The following is a 21,151-nucleotide window of genomic DNA, read 5'->3' as shown; positions in this document are numbered from 1 at the left end:
CCCATGCGCAGGTACTGCGCCGGGGTCAGCTTTTCGTTTTTTTTTGCTCCAACTCCACAAGGCCAAGATCCACGTCCTCCTGGCTCTCCACCTGGCGTCCGTATCCGGTCACAATGGCGTTGAGCACGGCCTGCCGCAGACGGATCATGTCCGACGGCATTGTGCAGGCCATCAACAGCTCCCGGTCGGGGATGGGGCCCTGGTCATAGCCCATGGCGCGTCGGGCCAGCTCGCCCTGCTCCGCCAGAATCGCAACAGCCTCGCAAATTGCCTCAAAGGCCTCCCGTCCCATGGCGGCGGCCTTTTCCAGATAGGCGGCGCTGCCGCCGAACGCGTCTTCAAAGGCGAACATGGCCGCCCCATTGAACGCGAGATAGTAGTCTTGCCCGCCCAGCGTGAGTTTGATTGCTTTCATACCTTCACCTCAGATGGATTGGGAGAGGGCGCCTGCCCTCTCCCAGAATGGATTACACGTCGGGGGCGGTGGAGGTCAGCACGGAGTCCACCCACGCCTTGGCTGCTGCCTCGGTATCGTGGAGCTCAGTCTGCATCCAGTCCCCGTTTTCCGCCTTCATCACCGTAAAGGTGGTGTTTGCGGTCTGGAAGCTGACGGAACTTCCCTTGGTGGCGGCGTTGTCGGTGCCCATGGCCGCCTGGACCTTGGGGAAGTAGTAGCCCTTGAAATAGGCTTTTCCGGCCTTATCGCGCATCTGCACATAGTAGGCCAGGCCTCCATTGGGAGCGACGTCGCCCACATTGTAGGTCACCAGGGCTCCGTCGGACTCCACCGTGGCGCCGTACAGGGCCTTTGCCACGTCATCCTCCAGGCCGTCGATTTCCATGGCGACTGTGGCGCTGGAAAACTCGGATACCTTGATGTTCAGGGCATCGTCGGAATACAGCTCGCCGCTGGCCAGGTTCACCGTCATGTTGGCGGCGATGAGCTCACCGATGGTCACCTTGACCGTGTCATAGGTGGGCAGCGCATTGGCCGCCTCGCTCTTGATCGGTGCGAATCTGGGATACTTTGCGCCCATTTTTACCTTGCTCATTGAATTACCTCCGTTAGAAATTTTTGGTTTTAGGAATTGCCAAAGACACCATCCGGGTTGGAAAGGGGTTTCTATTGGGCCGGTTCCTCCTCTGTGGACTCCTCCATTTGACAGGCAAACACGATATGCTGCCCCTGGGAGGCCGCAGAGAAGTCCTCGTTGCCGACATCCGTTTCCGCAGGCCACGTGAATCCCTCTGCAAACAGGCGCTGCTTGATTTGCTTGCGCAGAAGGCCGCCGTCCCAGCCAAAGGGTGCGAACAGATGCACCTGGATCAAATAGAGATCAAAAAGGGGCCGGTCGTCCGCAAACAGTCCGCCGTTTGCGCTGTAGTTGAAGGTCAGATATGTGGATTCGCTGCCGGTGTATCGGTCTGGCACCACAGGATAGCCCAGCGGCTCCAATGCCGCGAGAATTTTTCCGCCGATTGTCATGAAACGTTCCTCTTATTCCGTGGTCAATATATCACCGCTGCGGTGGATTTGAGGCCTCTGATACTGGACGCGTGCCGGGGAGAAGTGCATGTGTTTGTGCAACTATTTTAAAAATATTGCTATGCCCCTCCCGCCGCCTGTGGACTGGACCCCTGCGGCTGCCAGATCCAAAGAAATGGTTCGACTTTGTGAATGAAAACGGTATATTAAATATTGGTATAACAGTTCTTGCAAAGAGGGATTTTACAAAAAGAAACCGGACACCAATCAAGATACGTTTTGTATCAGCATTGGTGTCCGGCTATGCTTAAATGTGAAAAACGGACTATTTTTAGTGGCGGCCTCTGATGATCAAGGCCCAGCGCGGCAGGCTTCATTTGCAGAGAATGGGTGGGTTGCTATAAAAAAGAAAAATTTGCCGCAAGCGCTTTGTCGCTTGCGGCAAACTGTCTCACACGGGTAATATAGATATTTTCAGTTTCGGATTTTGGAGGAGAAGAATGTATGCAAGAAAACCGCCGGGGTTGTCCTGCATGTCCAATCAACCGCCGCAGTTGCCTTTTCCTTTTGGTACGCCCAAACACTTTAGATATTTTCCACAGTGCTTCGGACGATTAGCTTCCACCCTTCCCATTGGCAGGCTTTGTCAAGGGCATTCGTTAGTTTTTCCAACGGATATGCGAAATCCATCTGAACGCTCAAAACCGGATGTTCTTCATCAATCCAGAACAGAATGGAGGGACGCATTCCCTCTTTCTTTCTGTCGCTGGCATCACAAGCGTTTAATTCCATCCCTAAATAGGTAACGTAAATACTCTCATAGCGACAGTCTACATCTACAACCTTGCTAATTTTTTCAAAGAATTCACAGCAAAACTCTTTGAAAATAAAACGATAGATATTGCAATTTAGCGTATGGTCTTTCGTTATCTTTCCGCCTTGCACAGATGCAAGCATCTGTAATTGCAAAAGTTGATTGTTCCATGCATGGACTGCGCCTCGTGTGAAATCGTGAACCGTCACTGTAAAGGCACAGCGGTCAAACACAGATTGAATTGTACGGCGGACAACTCTGTAAAAACGATTCTGCTCCGTTCCCCCATCTGGTATTTTTGCCTCTGTAAAAAAAGAAGAGAATCCATAATAGCTTAACATATGTGGAATAGACTCCTCTTGGCGGAAACTGCCGGGAATCAACAAAAACTCCCCCGGAGCAGGACTATATGCCGCGATTTTCTTTTCCTTCACGGTCGTTTTCACTCCTCAATTTCCGTAATGTCAACAATCCATTCGCCCAAAGACGAGCCGGCATAGGAACCAGCTACACCCAGCACCAGTCCGCCCGCGATACCGCCAATCGCCGTACCAATTGTTGCCGGAGAGATTCAGCATCGAAATACAGTCGCTGCTGTGAGAGCAGAAGGAGCCAGCCATCCTGCACACATCATACAGCCCCCGCACCTGCTATGCAAGCTGATTTCTCCGACCCGAGTCGATCGAAGGGAGCTGTTTTTTGTGGTTTTGCAGATCATCGTAGATTTCCTCCACTGCATCCCCCGCTCGACCACCGATTTCCCGCAAAGCGTCGTGGTAGTTTGTCTCCGACGACCGCCGCAGCTGTCCACCGAAAAAGGTGGATCGGCTCACGATTCCAATATTCGCTGTTGCCTAAAACTGCGCCGTTTTCGCCTGTTGCTTCTCTACTCATCCGTACGCCTCCTAAAAATTTACTTCATAGAAGGCGTAGCAATCAGAAAATAGTGCACGAAACAATGTAATAGGTTCATAACGTTTTCAATTTATTAAAATCAGAACGCAGGTTGTCTTTTGACAACCTGCGTTCTGATCGTTGTGAGGTGAGCCCGGTTTGAACTCCAGCGTGTTTTTGCGGTAAAGATGGGGGACGAGGACTCACACACGCCTTCTGGCGCGCGCCGCGAGTGCAGCGTGAATCCCGGCGCAGCCGAGTTCCCGCAGGGAGGCTTTGCCGACCGAGGATGTCAAATCCCCTTGGGTGGAGCCGCCAAAGGAGCCCAAAGGAAATGACCAGTCCAAAGACTGGTCATTTTGGAGCGGACGATGGGAGTCGAACCCACCTATGCAGCTTGGGAAGCTGCCGTTCTACCGATGAACTACGCCCGCAGGACAAAGGTATTATAACAGATCCTATTTCAGATTGCAACTTGAAAAATGTCGTCCCGCCAGATTGCAGGCCGAAGTCTAATCAGAGGACTTCCCTCATATCCTGTACCAAAGAAACAGGAGGGATGTCCAATGAAACGAATCATGGCTTTTGTCTGCGCGGCGCTGCTGATGACCACGGCAGCCCACGCTACAGAGCTGAACCTGTCCGCCCCGTCCGCTGTGCTGATGGAAAAGGAGACGGGTACGGTTCTCTATGCAAAGGATGAGCACGCCAAGCTGGAGCCCGCCAGCGTGACCAAGGTGATGACGCTGCTGCTGGTGATGGAGGCCATCGACTCCGGCCGTCTCAGCTATGACGACATGGTCACCGGCAGCGCCCACGCCTGTTCCATGGGCGGTTCCCAGATTTGGCTGAAGGAGAACGAGCAGCTGAGCGTCCGGGATATGCTCAAGGCGGTGTGCGTGGTGTCGGCCAACGACTGCGCCGTGGCCCTGGGCGAGCACTTATGCGGCAGCGAGGAGGCCTTTGTGGAGAAAATGAACCAGCGGGCCCAGGAGCTGGGAATGAACGACACCACATTTAAAAATGCCACCGGACTGCCCGCGGCGGGCCATGTCACCTCCGCCTGGGACATCGCCCTGATGTCCCGCGAGCTGATTTTGAACCACCCGGATATCCGCCAGTTCACCACCATCTGGATGGATACCCTGCGGGACGGCACTTCCTCCCTGGTGAATACCAATAAGCTGGTGCGGTTTTATGACGGTGCCACGGGCCTCAAGACCGGCTCCACCGATTCCGCCCTCTACTGCCTCAGTGCCACGGCGGAGCGGGAGGGCATGGAGCTGATCGCCACCATCATGAAGGCCCCAACCTCCGCCCAACGCTTTGAAGACGCCAAGGCCATGCTGAATTATGGCTTCGGCGCCTATACGCTGGTCCACGTGACGCTGGATGAAGTGCTGCCCACAGTGCCGGTCACGCTGGGCCGCCAGAGCGCGGTGCAGCCGGTGCTCTCCGGGTCCAGCGCGCTGCTGCTGCCCAAGGAGCAGGCGGCCGGGCTGGAAAAGACCGTGCAGCTTCTGGATCAGGTGGAGGCCCCGGTGGAGCAGGGCCAGAGCCTGGGTGAACTGACCGTCACCTCCGAGGGGGAGACAGTGGCAACGGTGCCTTTGGTGGCCGGCGAAGCGGTGGAGCGGATGAGCTGGGGCGGCATGCTGCTGGAGCTGCTGCGCCTGCCTTTTGTGAGCCGGTGACAAGATTCGCGGGAAAAGCAGGGGATTCCCCTGCTTTTTCTCTTGTTGATGCTTTGGAAAGATGCTATACTTTCCTCAACAAAACTGAAAGGGGTAGCTGCCATGCTGAACGTGCGTCTATTTCAAATGAAGTCCTTCATCCCCATGCCATACGAGGAGGCTTTGGCGCCCCGGCTGAAAATTGCCGACCAGTGGCTCCAGAGCGGAAGCGGCAAAGGCGGCGAATTCACCGGCTGGGTGAACCTGCCCCGGGACTATGACCGGGAGGAATTTGACCGCATCCGCGCTGCGGCAAAGAAAATACAGTCCGATTCAAAGGCGCTGGTGGTCATCGGCATCGGCGGGTCCTACCTGGGAGCCCGGGGCGTGATCGAGTGTTTGTGCTCCCCCAACTACAATCTGAAAAAGAAGGACACGCCCAACGTGTATTTCGTGGGCAACGGCCTTTCCGGCGATGCACTTTACGAGGTGATGGAGCTCATCGGCGGCCAGGACTTCTCCGTCAACGTGATCTCCAAGTCCGGCACCACCACGGAGCCCGCGGTGGCCTTCCGCTTTTTCCGGGAGCGTCTGGTGGAAAAGTACGGCGCCGCCGGTGCGGACCGGAGGATTTACGCCACCACGGACAAAGCCCGGGGTGCCCTGAAGTCCCTGGCCGACCGGCAGGGGTGGGAGACCTTTGTGGTGCCGGACGAGGTGGGCGGCCGCTACAGCGTGCTGACCGCGGTGGGCCTGCTGCCCATCGCTGTGTGCGGCGTGGACATTTCCGGGCTGATGGCCGGCGCTGCGGAGATGATGGAGGTGTGCCGCCGGGGCGGCAGCGACTGCCCAGCCTGGCGCTATGCCGCCGCCCGGTTCCAGCTCTACCACACCGGAAAAAAGGTGGAGATCCTGGGCTCCTTTGATCCTTCCTTCCGCTTTATGGCCGAGTGGTGGAAGCAGCTCTACGGCGAGAGCGAGGGCAAGGAGGGCAAGGGCATCTTCCCCGCCAGCGTGGAGTTTACCGCGGACCTGCACTCCATGGGCCAGTACATCCAGCAGGGGGAGCGCATCCTCTTTGAGACGGTGGTCCGCATGGGGCCCTCCGGGCATCCGATGGCCGTCCCCCGTGACGAATCCGACGGCGACGGGCTCAACTTCCTGGCCGGCCGGGACATGGACTTTATCCGGGACCGGGCCATGGAAGGGACGCTGCTGGCCCACAGCGAGGGCGGCGTGCCCAACCTCATTGTGGAGACGGAGGACAAATCTCCCCGCAGCCTGGGACAGCTGATCTACTTCTTTGAATATGCCTGCGGCCTGTCCGGGTATCTTTTGGGGGTCAATCCCTTTGACCAGCCGGGGGTGGAATCCTATAAGAAGAATATGTTTGCACTTTTGGGCAAACCTGGGTATGAGGAGCTGGCCGGCCAGCTGAAGGCCAGGCTGGAAAACCAGTAACAACACCAGTGAAGGCTTGGCACAACAGAATATGGAAGGATTTGCCGTCAATGCACAATATGAACAAATAATTAAATCCGATTTCTGCGTTGTTTTTTACGCGGGTTTATGCTATGCTTAGTCCACAATAAATACCCAGCAATTGATGAACAGGAGTGATTTACTATGGTCAGACTTATTATGGGCGTGAAGGGCTCAGGCAAAACGAAGCAGCTGATCGAGCTGGTCAATGCGGCGGCAAAGGACGAGCCGGGCAACGTGGTCTGCATCGAAGCGGGCACCATCATGACCTATGACATCCATTATCACATCCGGCTGATCGACGCGGTGGAGTATAAGATCGACTCCTATGAGGTGTTCCGTGGGTTTATCAGCGGCTTGTATGCCGGAAATTACGATATCTCCCATGTCTTTATCGACAATTTGTGCAAGATCGTGGGCGACGACTGCGGCCATGAGACGGAGCAGTTCCTGGCCTGGCTGGACCAGTTCGGCGAGAAGAACAACATGAAGTTCACCTGTACCATCAGCGCCGACGCCAGCACCGCCACCGACGGGATGCTGAAGTATCTGTAAAGACGGATTTATGCGGGGAGGAGTGTTCCTCCCCGCTCTTTTTACCCAGCGACCGGGGACAGGCATAAAAAGGAGCCGCACAGCACGCGGCTGCGCGGCCCAAGCGGGTGGGATATTGGAAAGCTTCCTTGATTATCTTAAACCCGTCCCACCCGGTTTGTCCATAGGAACCTTTGTGGAAAAAGCACTGCTTTTGCCGAAACCTGTCGAGTGCATAGGGCGGCTTTCCACGGGGGCGGCCGATATGGCCTTATTTGGAAGGAAAAGGAAAACAAACTGTTACAAAACGCCTTAGTCCCTTTTCAAAAGCGGACAAACGTGTTATACTGCTTAGACCAGGAGAGTTCTCCTAAGGAACGAAAGGAGCGGTACTATGAAGTTCACATTTGCATGCAAGAAAGTCACGCTGAACGACTCGATCAAGGAGTACGCTACCAAGAAATTCTCCAAGCTGGACCGCTATTTTAAGGAGGAGGCGGATGCCCACATCACCTTCTCTGTTGAGAAGGACCACCGCTGCGTGGTAGAGATCACCATCCGCGGAGGCAATACACTGTTCCGTGCCCAGACGGAGGCCCCCGACGGCGACATGCGTGCCGCCATTGACGAGGCCCAGAGCTATATCAACCGCCAGATCCGCAAGAACAAGACCCGCCTGGAAAAACGCCTGCGGGAGGGCGCGTTCCCGGAGGCGGCCGTTGCGGACGCCTTTGATGTGGCGGAGGAGAAGGAGTTCGATATCGTCCGGACCAAGCGCTTCTCCGTCAAGCCCATGAGCGCCGAGGAAGCCATTTTGCAGATGAACCTGCTGGATCACGACTTCTTTGTATTCCGCAATGCGGAGGACGGCGCGATCTCCATTGTATATCAGCGCAAGAGCGGCGGCTATGGCCTGATCGAGACCAACGACGCGGACTGAACCCGTCCTGAAGAGATAGCGCTCCGCCCTATTTAGATGGATCAAAAAGAGACGGCGCCACGGGCGCCGTCTCTTTTTCCGTATACTCCCGCAGCCGCTGGGATCAAAACCTGCACAAAAAGAAGGAGGAGTCAAAGTGGGTACATATCAGCTTACATTCAGCCCCACGGGGGGCGTGGGCCGGGTTTCCGACCTGGTTACGGGGCCACTTGCCCAAGAAGCCACCCTGGTGGATTTGACGGACAGGCAATTGGACTTCGGCTCGTTTCGCTTTACACAGGAGGACGTGTGCATCGTGGCGGTTCCCTCCTACGGCGGAAGGGCACCGGAGAGCGCGCTCAGCCGGCTGAAGCAGATGACGGGCGGCGGCGCGGCGGCGGTGCTGATTGCCGTCTATGGCAACCGCGCCTTTGAGGACACCTTGATAGAGCTGCAGGACACCCTGACAGAAGCCGGGTTTTGGTGTGCGGCGGGGATTGCCGCCATTGCGGAGCATTCCATCCTACGCGAGTTTGCCGCTGGCCGCCCGGATGAAGAAGACCGGAAAGTGCTGACTGGGTTTGCAGAGGAGGTCCATTGCAAACTGGAGGCCGGAGACCGGTCCAGGGAGCTGAGCCTTCCAGGGAACAGGCCTTACCGGGAGTTTGGCGGGGTTCCCATCAAGCCGAAGGCGGGCAAGGGCTGTACAGGCTGCGGGCTGTGCGCCGAAAAGTGCCCCGTGGGCGCAATCCCCGAGGAGAGCCCGGCGTCAACCGATGAAAAGCGGTGCATCTCCTGTATGCGCTGTGTGTCCATCTGCCCCAACGACAGCCGCAGCGTGAACAAGTTGCTTGCCTCGGCGGCAGCCCTGAAGCTCAGGAAGGAGTGCTCCGTCAGAAAGGGCTGTGCACTTTATCTGTAGATGTCCATGCTCAAATGGGGTTTAGAGAATCAAAGGCGGCTGGGGCGGCTCTTCCCAGCTGACGGAGAACAGCTCCAGCTCCAGCGGGCCATCGATGGGCAGGGTAATGTCGCCTGCCTCTACAGAGATGGACTTCCGTTTCACGGGGTAAATGAAGCCCGCGCCGGAGGATTCAGGGGCCTGGGGCCCATCCAGATCCTGCTTCAAATAGACTTGGGGCCGCAGCTCACAGTCGGCATGGATGCGGCAGCTCAGCAGCAGCCTCCGCCGGGAAGAGGCTTCCCCTTCCCACGGAAGCTCCGCCAACTCCGCCTGGACCACCTCCAGGGCGCAGGAACGGCCCCTTAGGGGGAAGAGCACGATGGCGGAGGGAGGATTCAGTTCCAGGGAGAAAGGCCGCTCAATTAGGGCGGTGCGCCGTATGGGCCGGAAAAAGAAGGTGATCGGTCCCTCCGGCAGCGGACCGTTCCCCCGCAGCCCCAGGCGGAGCAGCAGCAGTTCGTCACAGCGCCATTGCTGCGGCAAAAGGCCGGCGGCCAGCTGTTCCCCAAAGGCGGCGGCCGCGGGATCACCCGCCCGGGGATCGGTGTAGCTGCTGCACATCGTGCGCAGGGAGAACCGGGTGTCCCCCGCCACCAAAAGGCGGGGCAGGGCCTCCAGGTTCAGCTGCCTGGCGATCTCCTGCTCCAAAACCACCTGCTGCCGGTAGGTGGCGCAGGGCCTCGTCCACTGGGGCGGGATGGGATAATGGGCGGCAAACCACAACACGGGGCCGCCGGGCTCCTCATCGATGCAGAGGAAACGAAAGCATGCTCCGTCAAAGAAACAGTCCCTGCCCACCGGCCGGGACAGGGGAAGGGTTGGAAACATGCCCCTGCCTCCTCTCACTTGGATGTGAAAAAGAGCCTATCACATGAACCGGCAAAATGCAAGAAAAACGGCGGACCAATTGGTCCGCCGTTTTATTTTACCGCTTGCGCCGTCCGCCGCCCCGCTTGCCGTCCATGTTGCGGTTGAGGTCGGAGAGTTTGCCCTCCGAGGCGGACATAAACTGTTTCAGCTTGTCCTCAAAGGAGGAGTCTGCGGTAGGGGCCAGAGGCTGCTGAAACGGCCGGCCCTCCGGCCTGGGGCCGCTGTGTACCGGCCGGGGCGCCGCGCTCCGTGTCGCAGCCGGACGGATCCCGGCGGCGGGACGGGGTGCGGGAGGCTGCAGCCGCTTGATGGAGAGATTGATTTTCCCATTCTCCGTGGACAGCACCTTGACCTTGACGCTCTGCCCCTCCTGCAGGAAGTCGTGAACGTCGTTGACAAAGGAGTTTGCAATTTCCGAAATATGTATCAGGCCGGACTTGCCGCCCTCCAGTGCCACGAATGCGCCAAACTTTGTGATGGTGGTGACTTTGCCTTCCAGAATGCTCCCAACCTCAGGCTCCATATACTACGTATTTTCTCCCTTCCAAATCTCTTCGGTACGCGCCGGCCCACACACAAAAGGCCGGTCAGTTGCTCACGTCGTAAAAGACCTTCTCCCCTGGGTTGACCATTCCCAGCTCATTGCGGGCGATCTCTTCCAGCGTCTCGGGGTCGTTTCCGTTCTCGATGTCTTTTGCCAGAGCGGCGTTCTCCTGCTGCTTTGCCGCCACCTGAGCGGCCAGCTGTGCCCGGTTTGTCTCCGCTTCCGTAATCTGCCCCTGGAGGCGGTAGAGCTGGAAGCCCACGGCCAGCAGCAGCACCAGGATCACCAGCTTGGTGAGAATTCCCGCGCCTGCCTTTTTCTGTTTCTTTCCCCTTGCGGCCAACGCGCCCGCCTCCCTTTCGTCGCACCCAGAGCAACGTCCATTTGTAATTCCATATTGTATCCCATTTTAACACAAAATGAAAGAGATTTTTTCCATGACGGAGCATTTTTTTGAAGAAAGTTTTGGCAATATGCAAAGGAATGGCGGTCAATTTGACCAAATCCACCATATTGTCCACCCAAAACGACCAGATGGGCCGCAGAAGTTCGGACAGAAGGCAGAAGTAAAGCACCGCCCCGCCGGAAATGCCCAAGAGCAGGTATAGCCGCAGCTCCCCGCCGGAGGAGAGGCAGAAGAGGAATACGGCCACCGCCGCCAGGAGGCACATCAGGGCGTCCAGGGGGCGGGTGGTCCGGGGAAAACGGAGCCGGACCGCCCGGAACAGGTCATACAGCAGCCCGATGGACAGCCCCAGCCCGATGGACACAAGGAACAGCTGCAGCTGGCCGGTGATGGTGATTTCCATTTATCCGAACAGCCGGCGGAAAAAGCCGCCCCCGCCGCGGCCCTCCTCCTCATAGGAAAGGGAATCGATCCGGCCGTCCACGTGAAGCTCCCCGCCGTCCAGCGACAGCTGCCCGATGTGGAGGCCGTCGCCGGTAATAACCAGCGTCCCGGCCGAGGTCTCCATAACGATGCCGGTCTCGTCAAACCGCTCCACATCCTCCACACCGGAGACCACCAGGCTTTCCCGGCCCCGCAGCTCCAGGTGATGGGGCATGGCAGAGTCGTATGGCATAAAAAACCGCCTCCTTTTTTTCCTGTTCCATCATATGGGAGGAGGCGGACAAATATGCGCAATCAGAGTTCTCGGTACATGGCGGCTGCGTCGGCGCTTTTGACGCTGTCGGCCACGCTGACCACCTCCACGCTGACGGTGCGCACGCCGAAGCGCAGGGAGATCTGATCCCCCACCTTTACATCGTAAGAGGCCCGCTGGGGCTTGCCGTTGACGCTCACAAGCCCATTGTCGCAGGCCTCGTTGGCCACGGTGCGCCGCTTGATCAGGCGGGAAACCTTCAGGTATTTATCCAGTCGCATGATAATCCCTCACAAATCGAAAAATTCACCCGGCCATCCTGACGGGTACCGGCCCGCCGCTCCGGCGATGCACAGCCCGCTGCGCCGCATAGGGCGCGCCCGGGGCCACGGGCAGAATGCCGGACAGAAGAGGCTCCGCCCTTCTATCCCTCCCGGCGAAGCCGGGACAGAAAAACTGCCGGTGCAATTCCACACCGGCAGTTCAGAGCGCTTCCTTACTTGGCCACCGTGTCCTTCAGGGCCTTGCCGGCCTTGAAAACAGGAACCTGGGAGGCGGGAATCTTGATGGATTCCTTGGTCTTGGGGTTGCGGCCGATGCGCTCGGCTCTCTTCTTCACCTCAAAAGAACCAAAGCCAACCAGCTGTACCTTGTCACCGTCCTTTAAAGAAGCGGCAATGGTGTCCAGCATAGCGGAGATGACGGCCTCGGTGTCCTTTTTGGACAGTTCAGCCTTTTCAGCGACAGCACTGATGAGTTCTGCTTTGTTCATTGGGATTCCTCCTGTAAAAGTTTATTTGCACATAACGTGATCTCTCTCTAAATTTCCTAAAACGGGTATCCCGTGTTAAGACTGTTCTTTGGCCCGCTGCCACAGCGCGGACAGGTCTTCGTTGCTCATCTGGTCCAGAGGGCGGCCCGCCTGGGACTCCATCGCCCGGAACCGCCGGGAAAACTTTTCGCAGGCGCCGTGCAGCGCCTCCTCCGGGTCCACTCCGGCCCTGCGCACCAGGTTGACCGCGGCAAACAGCAGATCGCCGGCTTCTTCCCTTGCGCCGTGAGGCCCGTCGGGGGCCAGAGACTCCTCCTGGGCGCGGCGCAGCTCCTGCGCCTCCTCCCACAGCTTGTCCGCCGCACCGGCGTCAGTGGGCCATTCAAAACCGGCTTTTGCGGCCTTGGACTGAATCTTTTCCGCCCGCCACAGGGCGGGTAGCGCGTGGGCCACGGAGTCCATGGCATCGGCGGTGGAGGCTTGTCCCTTCTCAGCCCGCTTCAGGGCCTCCCAGTTGACCAGCACGGCTTCGCTGTCCTCCGCCTGTACACCCTCACCGAATACGTGGGGGTGCCGGTAGACCAGCTTTTTGCACACGCCGTCCACCACGTCGTCCATGGTGAAGCCGCCCTGCTCCTGCTCAATCTGGGCGTGGAGCACCACCTGCATCAGCACATCCCCCAACTCCTCGCAGAGCGCGTGGGGGTCGCCGCTGTCGATGGCGTCCACAGCCTCGTATGTTTCCTCCAGAAAGTTCCGTTTCAGGGACTCGTGGGTCTGCTCCCGGTCCCAGGGGCAGCCCCCCGGGGCGCGGAGAATCCGCAGAATATCGAGCAAATCCTTGTAACCGTAAGTTTTCCGATATTCAAAATCTATCATAAAGGCCTCCCTATTGCAAGCAATTTCCGCAAATTCCTATCCAAACGTGTCAAAAATCATTTTAAATGCAAAATCCTGGAAATCTTGTCACCGCCCCGGAGATTCTTCAGGTCGTCGGCGGTGAGAATTCCCAGCAGCGGGATCAGGATCACGTAGACCGCCACGCCCACGCCCACACCAGCCAGGGTGGCCAGGGCGTTGCCGGCATATTCGCCCATCCGGCTGCTCAGGGCGCCGTTGCAGAATAGGTAGCTGATCCGTGCGCCCAGGCCCATGATGACCGAGGCCAGGGCGGGCTTGAAGAAAAGGCCCCAGTAGCTTGGCTTTTCCTCCAGCGTCCGGTAGACGAAAAAGAGGTTCAGCCCGGCGATGACCACATAGCAGCACAGCGTGGAGATGGGAGCACCTTTGATGTTGATGTCTGGGTTGCCGATGAGAACATAGTTCATGGAGATTTTCACCAGCCCGCCGGCGATGATGGTGAAGATGGGAATCCTCTCCCGGCCGTGGGACTGCAAAATGGCGTTGGTCAGCACCATCAGGCACACAAAGATGCAGGCCACGCCTAAAAGCTGAAGATGATAGGTGGCGGCCACGGCGTCCGCGTGCTGGGAGGGGTAGAGCATCAGCAATATGGGCCCGGCCAGCACGGAGAGGCCCACGCCTGCGGGGATCACCAGGGTGGCGATCAGGCGGAAGGAGGAACTTACCAGCTTGCTGACCCGGCTGTGGTCCTGTTGGGCCAGCGCGGCGGCCACAGCGGGGATCAGGCTCATGGTGACGGGATAGACAAAGGAAGAGGGCAGGTTAAAGAGGTTTTCGCTGAAGGTATACTGCCCATAGAGGGCCGCGGCGGCCTTTTCGCTCATGCCCAGGGCATCCTGAAGCCGCCCCATGGCCACGCTCTGGTCAATGAGGGAGATGAGGCTCATGCCGGAGGAGCCCAGGGTGATGGGGATGCCGATGACCAGCAGCCGCTTCAAAAGACGGCCGGAGGAAGGGGCAATGTCCGCGCCCGGCGTATGGCTGCGGCGGCGCAGCAGGTAGAGGGAAAGAAAGATCAGCGACGCGGCGGTGCCGACGGTGACGCCGAAGATGCCTCCGGCGGCGCCCACCTCCACGCCGCAGCCCTGGCGCAGCAGCACCACGGCCAGCGTCAATCCCACCACCAGCTTGCACAGGGCCTCCAGGATCTGGGAGACGGCGGTAGGCTTCATGTTGCCCTGCCCCTGGGTATAGCCCCGCATGGCGGACATGAGGCACACGCAGAACACCGCCGGGCTCAGCGCCCGGATGGCGTAAAAGGCCAGCGAATTGTTCATCAGTTCCGCCAGGGGCTCCGTGCCGAAAAACATGATCAGCGAGCCGGACAGGCCCAGCAGGAAGAAAAGCCCCAGCGCCACATGGAAGATCCGCCGCTTCTCATTTTCCCGGCCCAGGGCGTTGGCCTCGGACACCAGGCGGCTGAGGGCCAGCGGCAGCCCCGCGGTGGAGATGGTCAGCAGCAGGTTGTAGATTTTGTAGGAGGTGTTGAAGTGGGTCATGCCCTCCGCGCCGATGATGTTGGTCAGCGGGATTTTGAAGATGGCGCCGATGAGCTTCACCACCGCCACCGCCGCCGCCAGTATGGCCGCGCCGCCTAAGAAATTCTGCTTTGTTTCTTTTTTTGCCATGTGAGGAACCTCTTATTCATATTTGCCGCAAAGAGGCCAAACCGCACGGCCTCCCGCTTCCTGCTCCTATCCTATTTTTCCTGCGGCGGATTATGCGCCCTACAGCCGGGCGCCGCAGCCGCGGCAGTAGATATCGCCCGCCTGTGCGGCGGCGCCGCAGTTGGGGCAGCAGATCTCGGCCTGTACGCCTTCCCCCTCTTCCCCCTGGGCGGCGGTGCCGGAGATCTGGGCGATCTCCGATTTCAGCTCGTCGATCTCCCGCAGCTTGGCGAAGAGGACCTCCGAATCGGCGGGCTCGCCGGTGTGGGTGCCGTAGACCAACTCCCCGATCTCCCGGAGCCGGAGGTTCACCTCCGCCTTCAGGTCGATGAGGCGGGCCTTCTGCCGGCCGGTCTCCACCAGCTCCTCCGCGCCGCGGACGGCGGAGGTGGCCAGCGCGGCGGCGGTGTTGCCGATGTCCACGGCGGCCATCTGTACCTTATACAGCAGTTCCTGTAACTTTTCGTCCATAAGATAGCTCCTTTCCAAAAGCGCCGGAAACCCGGGCTTAATATGCGTAGTCGCTGCCGCCGATGAACTCCCGGACCAGGGAGCGGGGGGCAACATAGGATTCGTCCAGAGGCTCGATGCGGTCAAAGGCGCGGAGCATGTCGTCCGCCACGTCGTACTTGCCCCGGGGCAGCTCCTCCAGCATGGGCACCACGAACGGCTTGAGCACCGAGAGCTCATAGGGAAGCGAGGAATCGAACATCAGGTTGGCATTTTCCTTGTAGGGGGAGATATAGAGCTTCTCACCCCGGCGGACGTTGGGCCAGAGCTTGATGGTGAAGGCTGCGTCGCTGCCGCGGAACTTGGCGTCCCGGACGATGCGGCGCACCAACCTGAGCCAGGCGTGCTGGAAGACCACGCCGCCCTCCTCGTCCACCACGTTGGACCGGGCGGCGATATAGAGCTTGAAGGCTTTGGGGTTCTTACCCGTTATCACGTCGTTGAGGGCGTGGATGCCCTCAAAGATGGCCAGCTCATCCTGGCCTAACTGAAGCGGGTGGGTCATGGTGGCGCTGCGGATCTGGCGGGCAAACTCATACTTGGGCACATGGATGGTTTCGCCCCGGTCCAGCATGGCAAAATGGCGGTTCAAAAGGTCGATGTCCAGGCAGAAGGGCGACTCGTAGTCGATGCCGCCCTCCCGGTTCCGGGGCGCGGTCTCCGGGTCCACGGACAAAAAGTAGTCGTCCATGGAGATGGTGTGGGTCTCCACGCCGGAGTTGTCCAGCACCTCCTCGATCTTCATGGCTGTGGTGGTCTTGCCGGAGCCGGAGGGGCCGGAGAGCAGGATGATGTGGGACTCGGTCCGGTGATCAGCGATTTTTTTAGCGGCGCTTTCAATTTTCTTCTGATAGGCGGCGTCGCATTCAGCCACAAAGGCCGCCGGGTCGCTGCGGATTGCCTCGTTGATTTCTTTCAGGGAATAGGCCATAAAAACAGCTCCTTTCAGCGGGCGGAGCACTCCCCCGCCCCACCGTAAAACGCGGCAAACGCCGCCTGATTGGCCTGGATTTTCTCCGGGCGCTCGATATACTCCTTGGGGTACTTCAGATTAAAGACCCGCTCAATGCGGCCCCGGCGGGCGTCCACCATCTTGGTGGAACCGCCGGCCCCAAGGGAAAGGATGGAGCAGAGCTCCTCCATAATATAGATGTTGTACAGCCCCTCTGCTCCGGGAACGCACCAGCCGGTGTTCTCAAAACTGCCGGACATGTATTTCTGGCGGTAGAGGTAGTAGGGGGCCAGCCCCGCGTTGCGCAGCCGGTCGATGGAGTAGTCCAGCATCCTCCCCACCTCCTCCGGCGAGGGGATGGCCCGGTTCTCCAGGGTGATGCGGCTGCCCTTTTTGAGGCTCAGGGTGTGGACGGTGATGTTGTCGGCGCCCAGGGTGAGCACAGTGTTCAGCGTGCGGCAAAAGCCCTCCGCGCTGTCCTCGGGAAGCCCTGCGATCAGATCCATGTTCACGTGGTCAAACCGGGCCGCCCGGACGTCCTCCATGGCCCGGAGGATGTCCTCCGCGCTGTGCCGGCGGCCGATGGCCTGCAGCACCCGGTCCTCCATGGTCTGGGGATTGACGGAGACCCGGGTGGTGCCGTGGGCCTTAAGCACGCCAAGCTTTTCCGGGGAAATGGTGTCGGGCCGTCCAGCCTCAATGGTGATCTCCAGACAGCCGGAGAGATCGAAGGAGCGCTCCACCTCCGTGAGCAGGCGGTCCATCTGCTCCGCCGTCAGGGTGGTCGGCGTACCGCCGCCCATATAAAAGGCCCGGACCCGCAGCCCTAACCGCGCCGCCATCTCCCCGGCCGAACGGACCTCCGACAGCAGGGACTGGAGGTACGGCTCCACCAGGGCAAAGGATTTTTCCACGCTGTTGCTGACAAAGCTGCAGTAGGCGCAGCGGGTGGGGCAAAATGGGATGCCGATATAGAGGGCGATGTCCCGGGGAGAGAGGGCGGCCGCGGCGCTGAGCCCCTGCCGGGCGGTCTCAATGCACATCCGCCGCCTCTGGGGGGAGACGAAATAGGTGTCCCTCAGAATCCGGTCGGTTTCCTGTTCCGACCTTCCCTCCTCCAAAAAGCGGGCGGCCAGCTTTCCGGGGCGGATGCCGGTCAGGGCGCCCCAGGGCGGCGTGACGCCGGTGACGGCCCGGGCGGCCTGGAAGAAGCTGAGCTTGACGATCTTCTGCTTCTCCCGCTCCGCCTCATAGACGCCGCAGTCCTCCGGAATGGTCTCGCCGGAGACGCCCTCCGCCTCCTTTTCGCCGTGGCGCAGAAGGGTGCGGGCCGTCCACACAGGGCCCTCCTGAATGAGGCTGACCTGGGCCCAGCTGCGGTCCTCCGGCGCAATGGGGTCATAGAGGGGGCGCTCTTGTGGGAACAGGGCCAGCAGGCTCTGCTCCACTGCGTATTGGTAATCGTGTCCTTGAAATTGTAGCTTCATAGCCGGTTCTTTCTTCCGCTGGGGCGGAGGGAGATGAGGTCAGTCCCGAAGGGCCTGGCGGAGATAGGGGTTGGTCTCGCGCTCGCGGTCTAAGTCCGAAGGGTCCATGTGGCCGGGGAGCACAGCATAGTTGCCCTCCAGCCGGCCCAGCCGGCGCAGCGAGGATAAAAGCTCACAGGTGTCGCCGCCGGCCAGGTCGGAGCGGCCGCAGGAGCCGGCGAACAGCGTGTCGCCGCACAGCAGGATGTCGCCGCACTGGAGCGTCACCGATCCCTTGGAGTGGCCCGGCGTCTCCAGCACCGTGACGGTGAGGGAGCCCAGCATCACCTGGTCGCCCTCCTTCCAGTCCACCAGATTGCCGGAGAGGGCGGGATAGAGCATTTTGATCCGGGGATCGGCTGTATCCTCGTAGCGGTCCTTGCTGCTGAGGTATACCGGGATGCCTGGGTAGGCCTCTTGAATGCCGGCCACGCCGCCGGTGTGGTCGTAGTGGCCGTGGGTCAAAAAGATGCACTGGAGGGCGCAGCCGCTCTCGGCCACCTTGCGGAGGATGCGCTCCGGCTCGGCGCCGGGATCCACCACGGCGCACTTGCCCGATTCCTCGTCGCAAAGGAGATAGCAGTTGGTGCCCAGGGGCATCACCTGAAGCGTCTCAAGTTTCATATCCGTCCCTCCCTTTCTTATGCCAGCTGATCGGTGTCGATGACAAGGGTAAAGGGCCCGTCGTTGAGGGAGGTGACCTCCATGTGGGCGCCGAACTCGCCGGTCTCCACGTGATAGCCCTTGTCCCGGCACAGCCGGATGAAGGTTTCGTACAGGGGGATGGCCGTCTCCGGCCGGGCAGCGGCCAGGAAGTCGGGCCGGCGGCCGTGCCGGCAGTTGCCGTAAAGGGTAAACTGGGAGATGATCAGCAGTTCCCCGTCCACATCTTCCAGCCCCTTGTTGATCTTTCCGTTTTCATCGTCAAAAATCCGCAAAGAGCAGACTTTGTCGCAGAGCTTTTTGGCCTGGACCTCCGTGTCCTCATGAGTGACGCCCAAGAGGATCAGGAATCCCTGGCCGATTTTGCCCCGCACCTCTCCGTCGATGACCACAGAGGCGTGCTGTACTTTGGTAACCACTGCGCGCATAGAAAAAACCTCTCTTGTATGATGTGAAAAAGTTTGTTGAACTTGTGGAAAACGTCCGCAGAACCCGCCGGCAGGCGGAGGTGAGGGATGTGAAGCTTGCGCACTCACCCCCGTTTCTCGGGGCAAAGGCAGGGCCTTTGTCCCGAATAGGCGGAGCAGCGGAACGAGTGAGCTTCCGCCGGCAGGCGGAGGTGAGGGATGTGAAGCTTGCGACGCCGTTATCCGGCGGGCCGCGTCACCTGCATGACGCCGGAAATCTGGTTCAGCTTGCGCATCACGGTCTGAAGCTGCTCGCCGTCCCGGACGTCGATCTCCAGGCTGATGACGGCAAAATTGTCCTCTGTGGTGCGGCAGTTCATGGAGGAGACCCGGGTCTGGGTCGTGGACAGGGCCGCGGAGATGTCTAACACCAGGTTGTTGCGGTCCTTGGAGAAAATTTCCAAAGAGGTGGGATAACTCTCCCGGGTGTCCGAGCCCCAGGAAACCTTGATCCAGCGGCCCTGCTGATCCGGAGCGCTGCGCCGCTCCAGCGAGGCGTTGGGGCAGTCGCAGCGGTGCACGGACACGCCGTAGCCCCTGGTGATGAAGCCGATGATCTCATCGCCGGGGACAGGGGTGCAGCACTTGGAGAACTTCACGAGGCAGTTGGAGAGGCCTTCCACCACAATGCCCTGCTCGCTCTTGGCGCGGCGGGGCACCACCGGGCGCACCACCTCGGGCTTGCCGTCCACCGGGACGGTGGAGGCCTTGTCCAGCTGGTGCTGCTTGGAGATGCGCTGCAGCTCGCCCTGCATCCGGTTCACCGCCTTTTGGGCGGTGAAGCCGCCGTAGCCGATGGCGGCGTACAGCTCGTCCAGGGAGCCGAAGGAGACCCGTTTCAAAAGCCCGGGCAGATTCTCCGGATCCAGCACGTCCTTCAGCGGGATGTTGCAGTGCTTCAGCTCCGCCTCAAAAGCGGCGCGGCCGTTGACAATGTTCTCGTCCCGCTTCTCCTTTTTGAACCACTGGCGGATTTTGCTGCGGGCCTCGGAGCTTTTGGCAATCTTCATCCAGTCCCGGCTGGGGCCCTTGGCGCTCTTGGAGGTGATGACCTCCACAATGTCGCCGTTTTTCAGCGGATAGTCAAAGGTGACGATGCGGCCGTTGACCTTGGCCCCCACCATGTGGTTGCCCACGGCGGAGTGGATGGCGTAGGCGAAGTCGATGGGCGTCGCCCCGGCGGGCAGGTTCTGCACGTCCCCGTTGGGCGTGAACACAAAGACCTCGTCGGAAAACATGTCGATTTTCAAAGAGTGGATATAGTCCTCGGCGTCGGCGCCCTCCTGGTTCTCCAGCAGCCGCCGCACCCACTCATAACGGCCTTCGGTGCCGCCGCCCTGGCCGTTCTGCTTGTACTTCCAGTGGGCGGCCACACCGTACTCGGCGATCTCGTGCATCTCCTGGGTGCGGATCTGCACCTCAAAGGGGATGCCGGACTCCCCCACCACGGTGGTGTGGAGGGACTGGTAGCCGTTGGGCTTCGGGGTGCCGATATAGTCCTTGAACCGGCCCAAAATGGGCTTATAGATGTCGTGGACCACGCCCAGGACGTTGTAGCAGTCCCCCACCGAATCCACAATCACCCGGAAGGCAAAGAGGTCGAAAATCTCGTCAAGCTGCTTGTTCTGGTTGAACATCTTGCGGTAGATGCTGTAGGGATGTTTGATGCGGCCGTAGACCTTGTGGGGGATGTTCAGCTCCTCCAGGCGCTGGTGGATCTGGTCCTGGGTGCGCTGCATGAAGGCGTTGTACTCGGTCTCCTTGGCGCCAATGGTGGTGACGATCTCTGTGTAGGCCACCGGGTCCAGGTATTTTAAGGACAGATCCTCCAGCTCCCACTTCACCCGCTGCATGCCCAGCCGGTGGGCGATGGGGGCATAGATCTCCATGGTCTCAAGGGACTTTTGCTTCTGCTTGGGCGCGGTCTGGTACTCCATGGTCCGCATGTTGTGCAGCCGGTCGGCGATCTTGATGAGGATGACCCGGATGTCCTTGGACATGGCGATGAGCATCTTGCGCAGGTTCTCCATCTGCTCATCCTCTTTGGTGGCGTACTGGATGCGGGTCAGCTTGCTGACGCCCTCCACCAGGTCGGCCACAGTGGGGGAAAAGAGCTTGGAGACCTGTTCATGGTTGGCGGCCGTGTCCTCAATGACGTCGTGGAGCAGCGCGGCAATGATGGACTCCGAGTCCAGGTGCAGCTCCTCCGCCACGATCTGGGCCACGGCCAGCGGATGGATGATATAGGGCTCGCCGCTTTTGCGCTTCTGCCCGGTGTGGGCCTTTTCCGCGAACTCAAAGGCGGCGCGTATCTGCTGGAAGTCAGCGCCGGGGTTATAGGCGGCCACGGTTTTTTCCAGCCGTTCATATTGTTCATACACGGTCAT

24 protein-coding genes, 1 tRNA gene and 1 pseudogene are annotated in these 21,151 nt (G+C 59.6%); 6 read left to right on the top strand and 20 right to left on the bottom strand.

Annotation, left to right across the window (positions count from 1 at the left end):
* Nucleotides 1-25: 25 nt before the first annotated feature.
* The 5 genes from H8790_RS11935 to H8790_RS11915 all read right to left on the bottom strand — a co-directional run bounded on the left by H8790_RS11935 (nucleotide 26) and on the right by H8790_RS11915 (nucleotide 3,628).
* On the bottom strand, nucleotides 26-415 hold the full coding sequence (locus H8790_RS11935; RefSeq protein ID WP_187332734.1) for a hypothetical protein: 390 nt from the start codon (nucleotides 413-415) through the stop codon (nucleotides 26-28).
* Between the two features lie 52 nt (nucleotides 416-467).
* Nucleotides 468-1,052 (bottom strand): major tail protein, encoded by a 585-nt coding sequence (locus H8790_RS11930; protein WP_187332733.1) that lies wholly within the window; start codon nucleotides 1,050-1,052, stop codon nucleotides 468-470.
* A 71-nt stretch (nucleotides 1,053-1,123) separates the two neighbouring features.
* Nucleotides 1,124-1,486 carry a hypothetical protein gene (locus H8790_RS11925; protein WP_187332732.1) on the bottom strand — a complete coding sequence of 121 codons (363 nt, stop codon included), beginning with the start codon at nucleotides 1,484-1,486 and terminating at the stop codon, nucleotides 1,124-1,126.
* A gap of 585 nt (nucleotides 1,487-2,071) precedes the next feature.
* Nucleotides 2,072-2,734 carry a hypothetical protein gene (locus H8790_RS11920; protein ID WP_187332731.1) on the bottom strand — a complete coding sequence of 221 codons (663 nt, stop codon included), beginning with the start codon at nucleotides 2,732-2,734 and terminating at the stop codon, nucleotides 2,072-2,074.
* A gap of 820 nt (nucleotides 2,735-3,554) precedes the next feature.
* Nucleotides 3,555-3,628, bottom strand: a tRNA-Gly gene (locus tag H8790_RS11915).
* A 132-nt stretch (nucleotides 3,629-3,760) separates the two neighbouring features.
* Here H8790_RS11915 and H8790_RS11910 point away from each other — a divergent pair.
* The 5 genes from H8790_RS11910 (at nucleotide 3,761) to H8790_RS11890 (ending at nucleotide 8,724) form a co-directional block, all read left to right on the top strand.
* Nucleotides 3,761-4,888 carry a D-alanyl-D-alanine carboxypeptidase family protein gene (locus H8790_RS11910; RefSeq protein WP_187332730.1) on the top strand — a complete coding sequence of 376 codons (1,128 nt, stop codon included), beginning with the start codon at nucleotides 3,761-3,763 and terminating at the stop codon, nucleotides 4,886-4,888.
* A gap of 102 nt (nucleotides 4,889-4,990) precedes the next feature.
* Entirely contained in the window at nucleotides 4,991-6,328 is a 1,338-nt protein-coding gene (locus H8790_RS11905; RefSeq protein ID WP_187332729.1) for a glucose-6-phosphate isomerase, read from the top strand.
* Nucleotides 6,329-6,493: 165 nt separating this feature from the next.
* Nucleotides 6,494-6,904 (top strand): hypothetical protein, encoded by a 411-nt coding sequence (locus tag H8790_RS11900; protein WP_187332728.1) that lies wholly within the window; start codon nucleotides 6,494-6,496, stop codon nucleotides 6,902-6,904.
* 373 nt (nucleotides 6,905-7,277) lie between these two features.
* Nucleotides 7,278-7,823 carry a ribosome hibernation-promoting factor, HPF/YfiA family gene (gene hpf / locus H8790_RS11895; protein ID WP_187332727.1) on the top strand — a complete coding sequence of 182 codons (546 nt, stop codon included), beginning with the start codon at nucleotides 7,278-7,280 and terminating at the stop codon, nucleotides 7,821-7,823.
* A gap of 136 nt (nucleotides 7,824-7,959) precedes the next feature.
* Complete coding sequence (locus H8790_RS11890; RefSeq protein WP_187332726.1) at nucleotides 7,960-8,724, top strand: 4Fe-4S binding protein; 765 nt, start codon at nucleotides 7,960-7,962, stop codon at nucleotides 8,722-8,724.
* Between the two features lie 21 nt (nucleotides 8,725-8,745).
* Here H8790_RS11890 and H8790_RS11885 read toward each other — a convergent pair whose 3' ends face one another.
* The 3 genes from H8790_RS11885 to H8790_RS11875 all read right to left on the bottom strand — a co-directional run bounded on the left by H8790_RS11885 (nucleotide 8,746) and on the right by H8790_RS11875 (nucleotide 10,523).
* The gene (locus tag H8790_RS11885) at nucleotides 8,746-9,594 is read right to left on the bottom strand and encodes a hypothetical protein (RefSeq protein WP_187332725.1); all 849 of its coding nucleotides are present in this window, start codon (nucleotides 9,592-9,594) and stop codon (nucleotides 8,746-8,748) included.
* Between the two features lie 97 nt (nucleotides 9,595-9,691).
* Nucleotides 9,692-10,159, bottom strand: a complete 468-nt coding sequence (locus tag H8790_RS11880) for a S1 RNA-binding domain-containing protein (RefSeq protein WP_187332724.1) — start codon at nucleotides 10,157-10,159, stop codon at nucleotides 9,692-9,694.
* A 64-nt stretch (nucleotides 10,160-10,223) separates the two neighbouring features.
* The gene (locus H8790_RS11875) at nucleotides 10,224-10,523 is read right to left on the bottom strand and encodes an FtsB family cell division protein (RefSeq protein WP_243208503.1); all 300 of its coding nucleotides are present in this window, start codon (nucleotides 10,521-10,523) and stop codon (nucleotides 10,224-10,226) included.
* A 94-nt stretch (nucleotides 10,524-10,617) separates the two neighbouring features.
* On the opposite strand from H8790_RS11875, the gene H8790_RS11870 reads away from it, so the two are divergent.
* Entirely contained in the window at nucleotides 10,618-10,788 is a 171-nt protein-coding gene (locus tag H8790_RS11870; protein ID WP_187334326.1) for a hypothetical protein, read from the top strand.
* Here H8790_RS11870 and yabQ read toward each other — a convergent pair.
* From yabQ to H8790_RS11815, 12 genes and pseudogenes are all read right to left on the bottom strand, one after another.
* Nucleotides 10,789-10,989 (bottom strand): annotated as a pseudogene (gene yabQ / locus H8790_RS14095) (spore cortex biosynthesis protein YabQ); the annotation flags it as partial.
* Nucleotides 10,990-11,262, bottom strand: coding sequence for a YabP/YqfC family sporulation protein (locus tag H8790_RS11865; RefSeq protein WP_187332722.1), 273 nt, complete (start codon nucleotides 11,260-11,262; stop codon nucleotides 10,990-10,992). It lies immediately after the preceding pseudogene.
* Between the two features lie 62 nt (nucleotides 11,263-11,324).
* Nucleotides 11,325-11,564 carry an RNA-binding S4 domain-containing protein gene (locus H8790_RS11860; protein ID WP_187332721.1) on the bottom strand — a complete coding sequence of 80 codons (240 nt, stop codon included), beginning with the start codon at nucleotides 11,562-11,564 and terminating at the stop codon, nucleotides 11,325-11,327.
* A gap of 215 nt (nucleotides 11,565-11,779) precedes the next feature.
* A complete protein-coding gene (locus H8790_RS11855; protein ID WP_187332720.1) occupies nucleotides 11,780-12,055 on the bottom strand; it encodes an HU family DNA-binding protein in 276 nt (91 codons plus the stop codon).
* 75 nt (nucleotides 12,056-12,130) lie between these two features.
* On the bottom strand, nucleotides 12,131-12,934 hold the full coding sequence (gene mazG / locus H8790_RS11850) for a nucleoside triphosphate pyrophosphohydrolase (RefSeq protein WP_187332719.1): 804 nt from the start codon (nucleotides 12,932-12,934) through the stop codon (nucleotides 12,131-12,133).
* A 56-nt stretch (nucleotides 12,935-12,990) separates the two neighbouring features.
* A complete protein-coding gene (locus H8790_RS11845) occupies nucleotides 12,991-14,607 on the bottom strand; it encodes a putative polysaccharide biosynthesis protein (RefSeq protein WP_187332718.1) in 1,617 nt (538 codons plus the stop codon).
* A gap of 99 nt (nucleotides 14,608-14,706) precedes the next feature.
* Nucleotides 14,707-15,117 (bottom strand): zinc ribbon domain-containing protein, encoded by a 411-nt coding sequence (locus tag H8790_RS11840; RefSeq protein WP_187332717.1) that lies wholly within the window; start codon nucleotides 15,115-15,117, stop codon nucleotides 14,707-14,709.
* Nucleotides 15,118-15,154: 37 nt separating this feature from the next.
* Nucleotides 15,155-16,087: a uridine kinase family protein gene (locus H8790_RS11835; protein ID WP_187332716.1), complete on the bottom strand. Its 933-nt coding sequence runs from the start codon at nucleotides 16,085-16,087 to the stop codon at nucleotides 15,155-15,157.
* A gap of 14 nt (nucleotides 16,088-16,101) precedes the next feature.
* On the bottom strand, nucleotides 16,102-17,595 hold the full coding sequence (gene hemZ, locus H8790_RS11830; protein WP_187332715.1) for a coproporphyrinogen dehydrogenase HemZ: 1,494 nt from the start codon (nucleotides 17,593-17,595) through the stop codon (nucleotides 16,102-16,104).
* A gap of 39 nt (nucleotides 17,596-17,634) precedes the next feature.
* Nucleotides 17,635-18,258: an MBL fold metallo-hydrolase gene (locus H8790_RS11825; RefSeq protein ID WP_187332714.1), complete on the bottom strand. Its 624-nt coding sequence runs from the start codon at nucleotides 18,256-18,258 to the stop codon at nucleotides 17,635-17,637.
* Between the two features lie 17 nt (nucleotides 18,259-18,275).
* Nucleotides 18,276-18,725: a D-aminoacyl-tRNA deacylase gene (gene dtd, locus H8790_RS11820; protein ID WP_187332713.1), complete on the bottom strand. Its 450-nt coding sequence runs from the start codon at nucleotides 18,723-18,725 to the stop codon at nucleotides 18,276-18,278.
* Nucleotides 18,726-18,943: 218 nt separating this feature from the next.
* Nucleotides 18,944-21,151 (bottom strand): RelA/SpoT family protein, encoded by a 2,208-nt coding sequence (locus H8790_RS11815; RefSeq protein ID WP_187332712.1) that lies wholly within the window; start codon nucleotides 21,149-21,151, stop codon nucleotides 18,944-18,946.

Source organism: Oscillibacter hominis, assembly GCF_014334055.1.
Taxonomy (GTDB): Bacteria; Bacillota; Clostridia; order Oscillospirales; family Oscillospiraceae; genus Oscillibacter; species Oscillibacter hominis.
Note: the sequence above shows the minus strand (reverse complement) of the source record. Positions and strands in the feature narration are given on the sequence as shown.

Excerpts from the sequence above, each read along its gene's own strand:
- H8790_RS11935 (WP_187332734.1), bottom strand. The coding sequence starts at position 415 with ATGAAAGCAATCAAACTCACGCTGGGCGGGCAAGACTACTATCTCGCG.
- H8790_RS11930 (WP_187332733.1), bottom strand. The coding sequence starts at position 1,052 with ATGAGCAAGGTAAAAATGGGCGCAAAGTATCCCAGATTCGCACCGATC.
- H8790_RS11925 (WP_187332732.1), bottom strand. The coding sequence starts at position 1,486 with ATGACAATCGGCGGAAAAATTCTCGCGGCATTGGAGCCGCTGGGCTAT.
- H8790_RS11910 (WP_187332730.1), top strand. The coding sequence starts at position 3,761 with ATGAAACGAATCATGGCTTTTGTCTGCGCGGCGCTGCTGATGACCACG.
- H8790_RS11905 (WP_187332729.1), top strand. The coding sequence starts at position 4,991 with ATGCTGAACGTGCGTCTATTTCAAATGAAGTCCTTCATCCCCATGCCA.
- H8790_RS11900 (WP_187332728.1), top strand. The coding sequence starts at position 6,494 with ATGGTCAGACTTATTATGGGCGTGAAGGGCTCAGGCAAAACGAAGCAG.
- hpf (WP_187332727.1), top strand. The coding sequence starts at position 7,278 with ATGAAGTTCACATTTGCATGCAAGAAAGTCACGCTGAACGACTCGATC.
- H8790_RS11885 (WP_187332725.1), bottom strand. The coding sequence starts at position 9,594 with ATGTTTCCAACCCTTCCCCTGTCCCGGCCGGTGGGCAGGGACTGTTTC.
- H8790_RS11880 (WP_187332724.1), bottom strand. The coding sequence starts at position 10,159 with ATGGAGCCTGAGGTTGGGAGCATTCTGGAAGGCAAAGTCACCACCATC.
- H8790_RS11870 (WP_187334326.1), top strand. The coding sequence starts at position 10,618 with ATGACGGAGCATTTTTTTGAAGAAAGTTTTGGCAATATGCAAAGGAAT.
- H8790_RS11865 (WP_187332722.1), bottom strand. The coding sequence starts at position 11,262 with ATGCCATACGACTCTGCCATGCCCCATCACCTGGAGCTGCGGGGCCGG.
- H8790_RS11860 (WP_187332721.1), bottom strand. The coding sequence starts at position 11,564 with ATGCGACTGGATAAATACCTGAAGGTTTCCCGCCTGATCAAGCGGCGC.
- H8790_RS11855 (WP_187332720.1), bottom strand. The coding sequence starts at position 12,055 with ATGAACAAAGCAGAACTCATCAGTGCTGTCGCTGAAAAGGCTGAACTG.
- mazG (WP_187332719.1), bottom strand. The coding sequence starts at position 12,934 with ATGATAGATTTTGAATATCGGAAAACTTACGGTTACAAGGATTTGCTC.
- H8790_RS11845 (WP_187332718.1), bottom strand. The coding sequence starts at position 14,607 with ATGGCAAAAAAAGAAACAAAGCAGAATTTCTTAGGCGGCGCGGCCATA.
- H8790_RS11840 (WP_187332717.1), bottom strand. The coding sequence starts at position 15,117 with ATGGACGAAAAGTTACAGGAACTGCTGTATAAGGTACAGATGGCCGCC.
- H8790_RS11835 (WP_187332716.1), bottom strand. The coding sequence starts at position 16,087 with ATGGCCTATTCCCTGAAAGAAATCAACGAGGCAATCCGCAGCGACCCG.
- hemZ (WP_187332715.1), bottom strand. The coding sequence starts at position 17,595 with ATGAAGCTACAATTTCAAGGACACGATTACCAATACGCAGTGGAGCAG.
- H8790_RS11825 (WP_187332714.1), bottom strand. The coding sequence starts at position 18,258 with ATGAAACTTGAGACGCTTCAGGTGATGCCCCTGGGCACCAACTGCTAT.
- dtd (WP_187332713.1), bottom strand. The coding sequence starts at position 18,725 with ATGCGCGCAGTGGTTACCAAAGTACAGCACGCCTCTGTGGTCATCGAC.
- H8790_RS11815 (WP_187332712.1), bottom strand. The coding sequence starts at position 21,151 with ATGACCGTGTATGAACAATATGAACGGCTGGAAAAAACCGTGGCCGCC.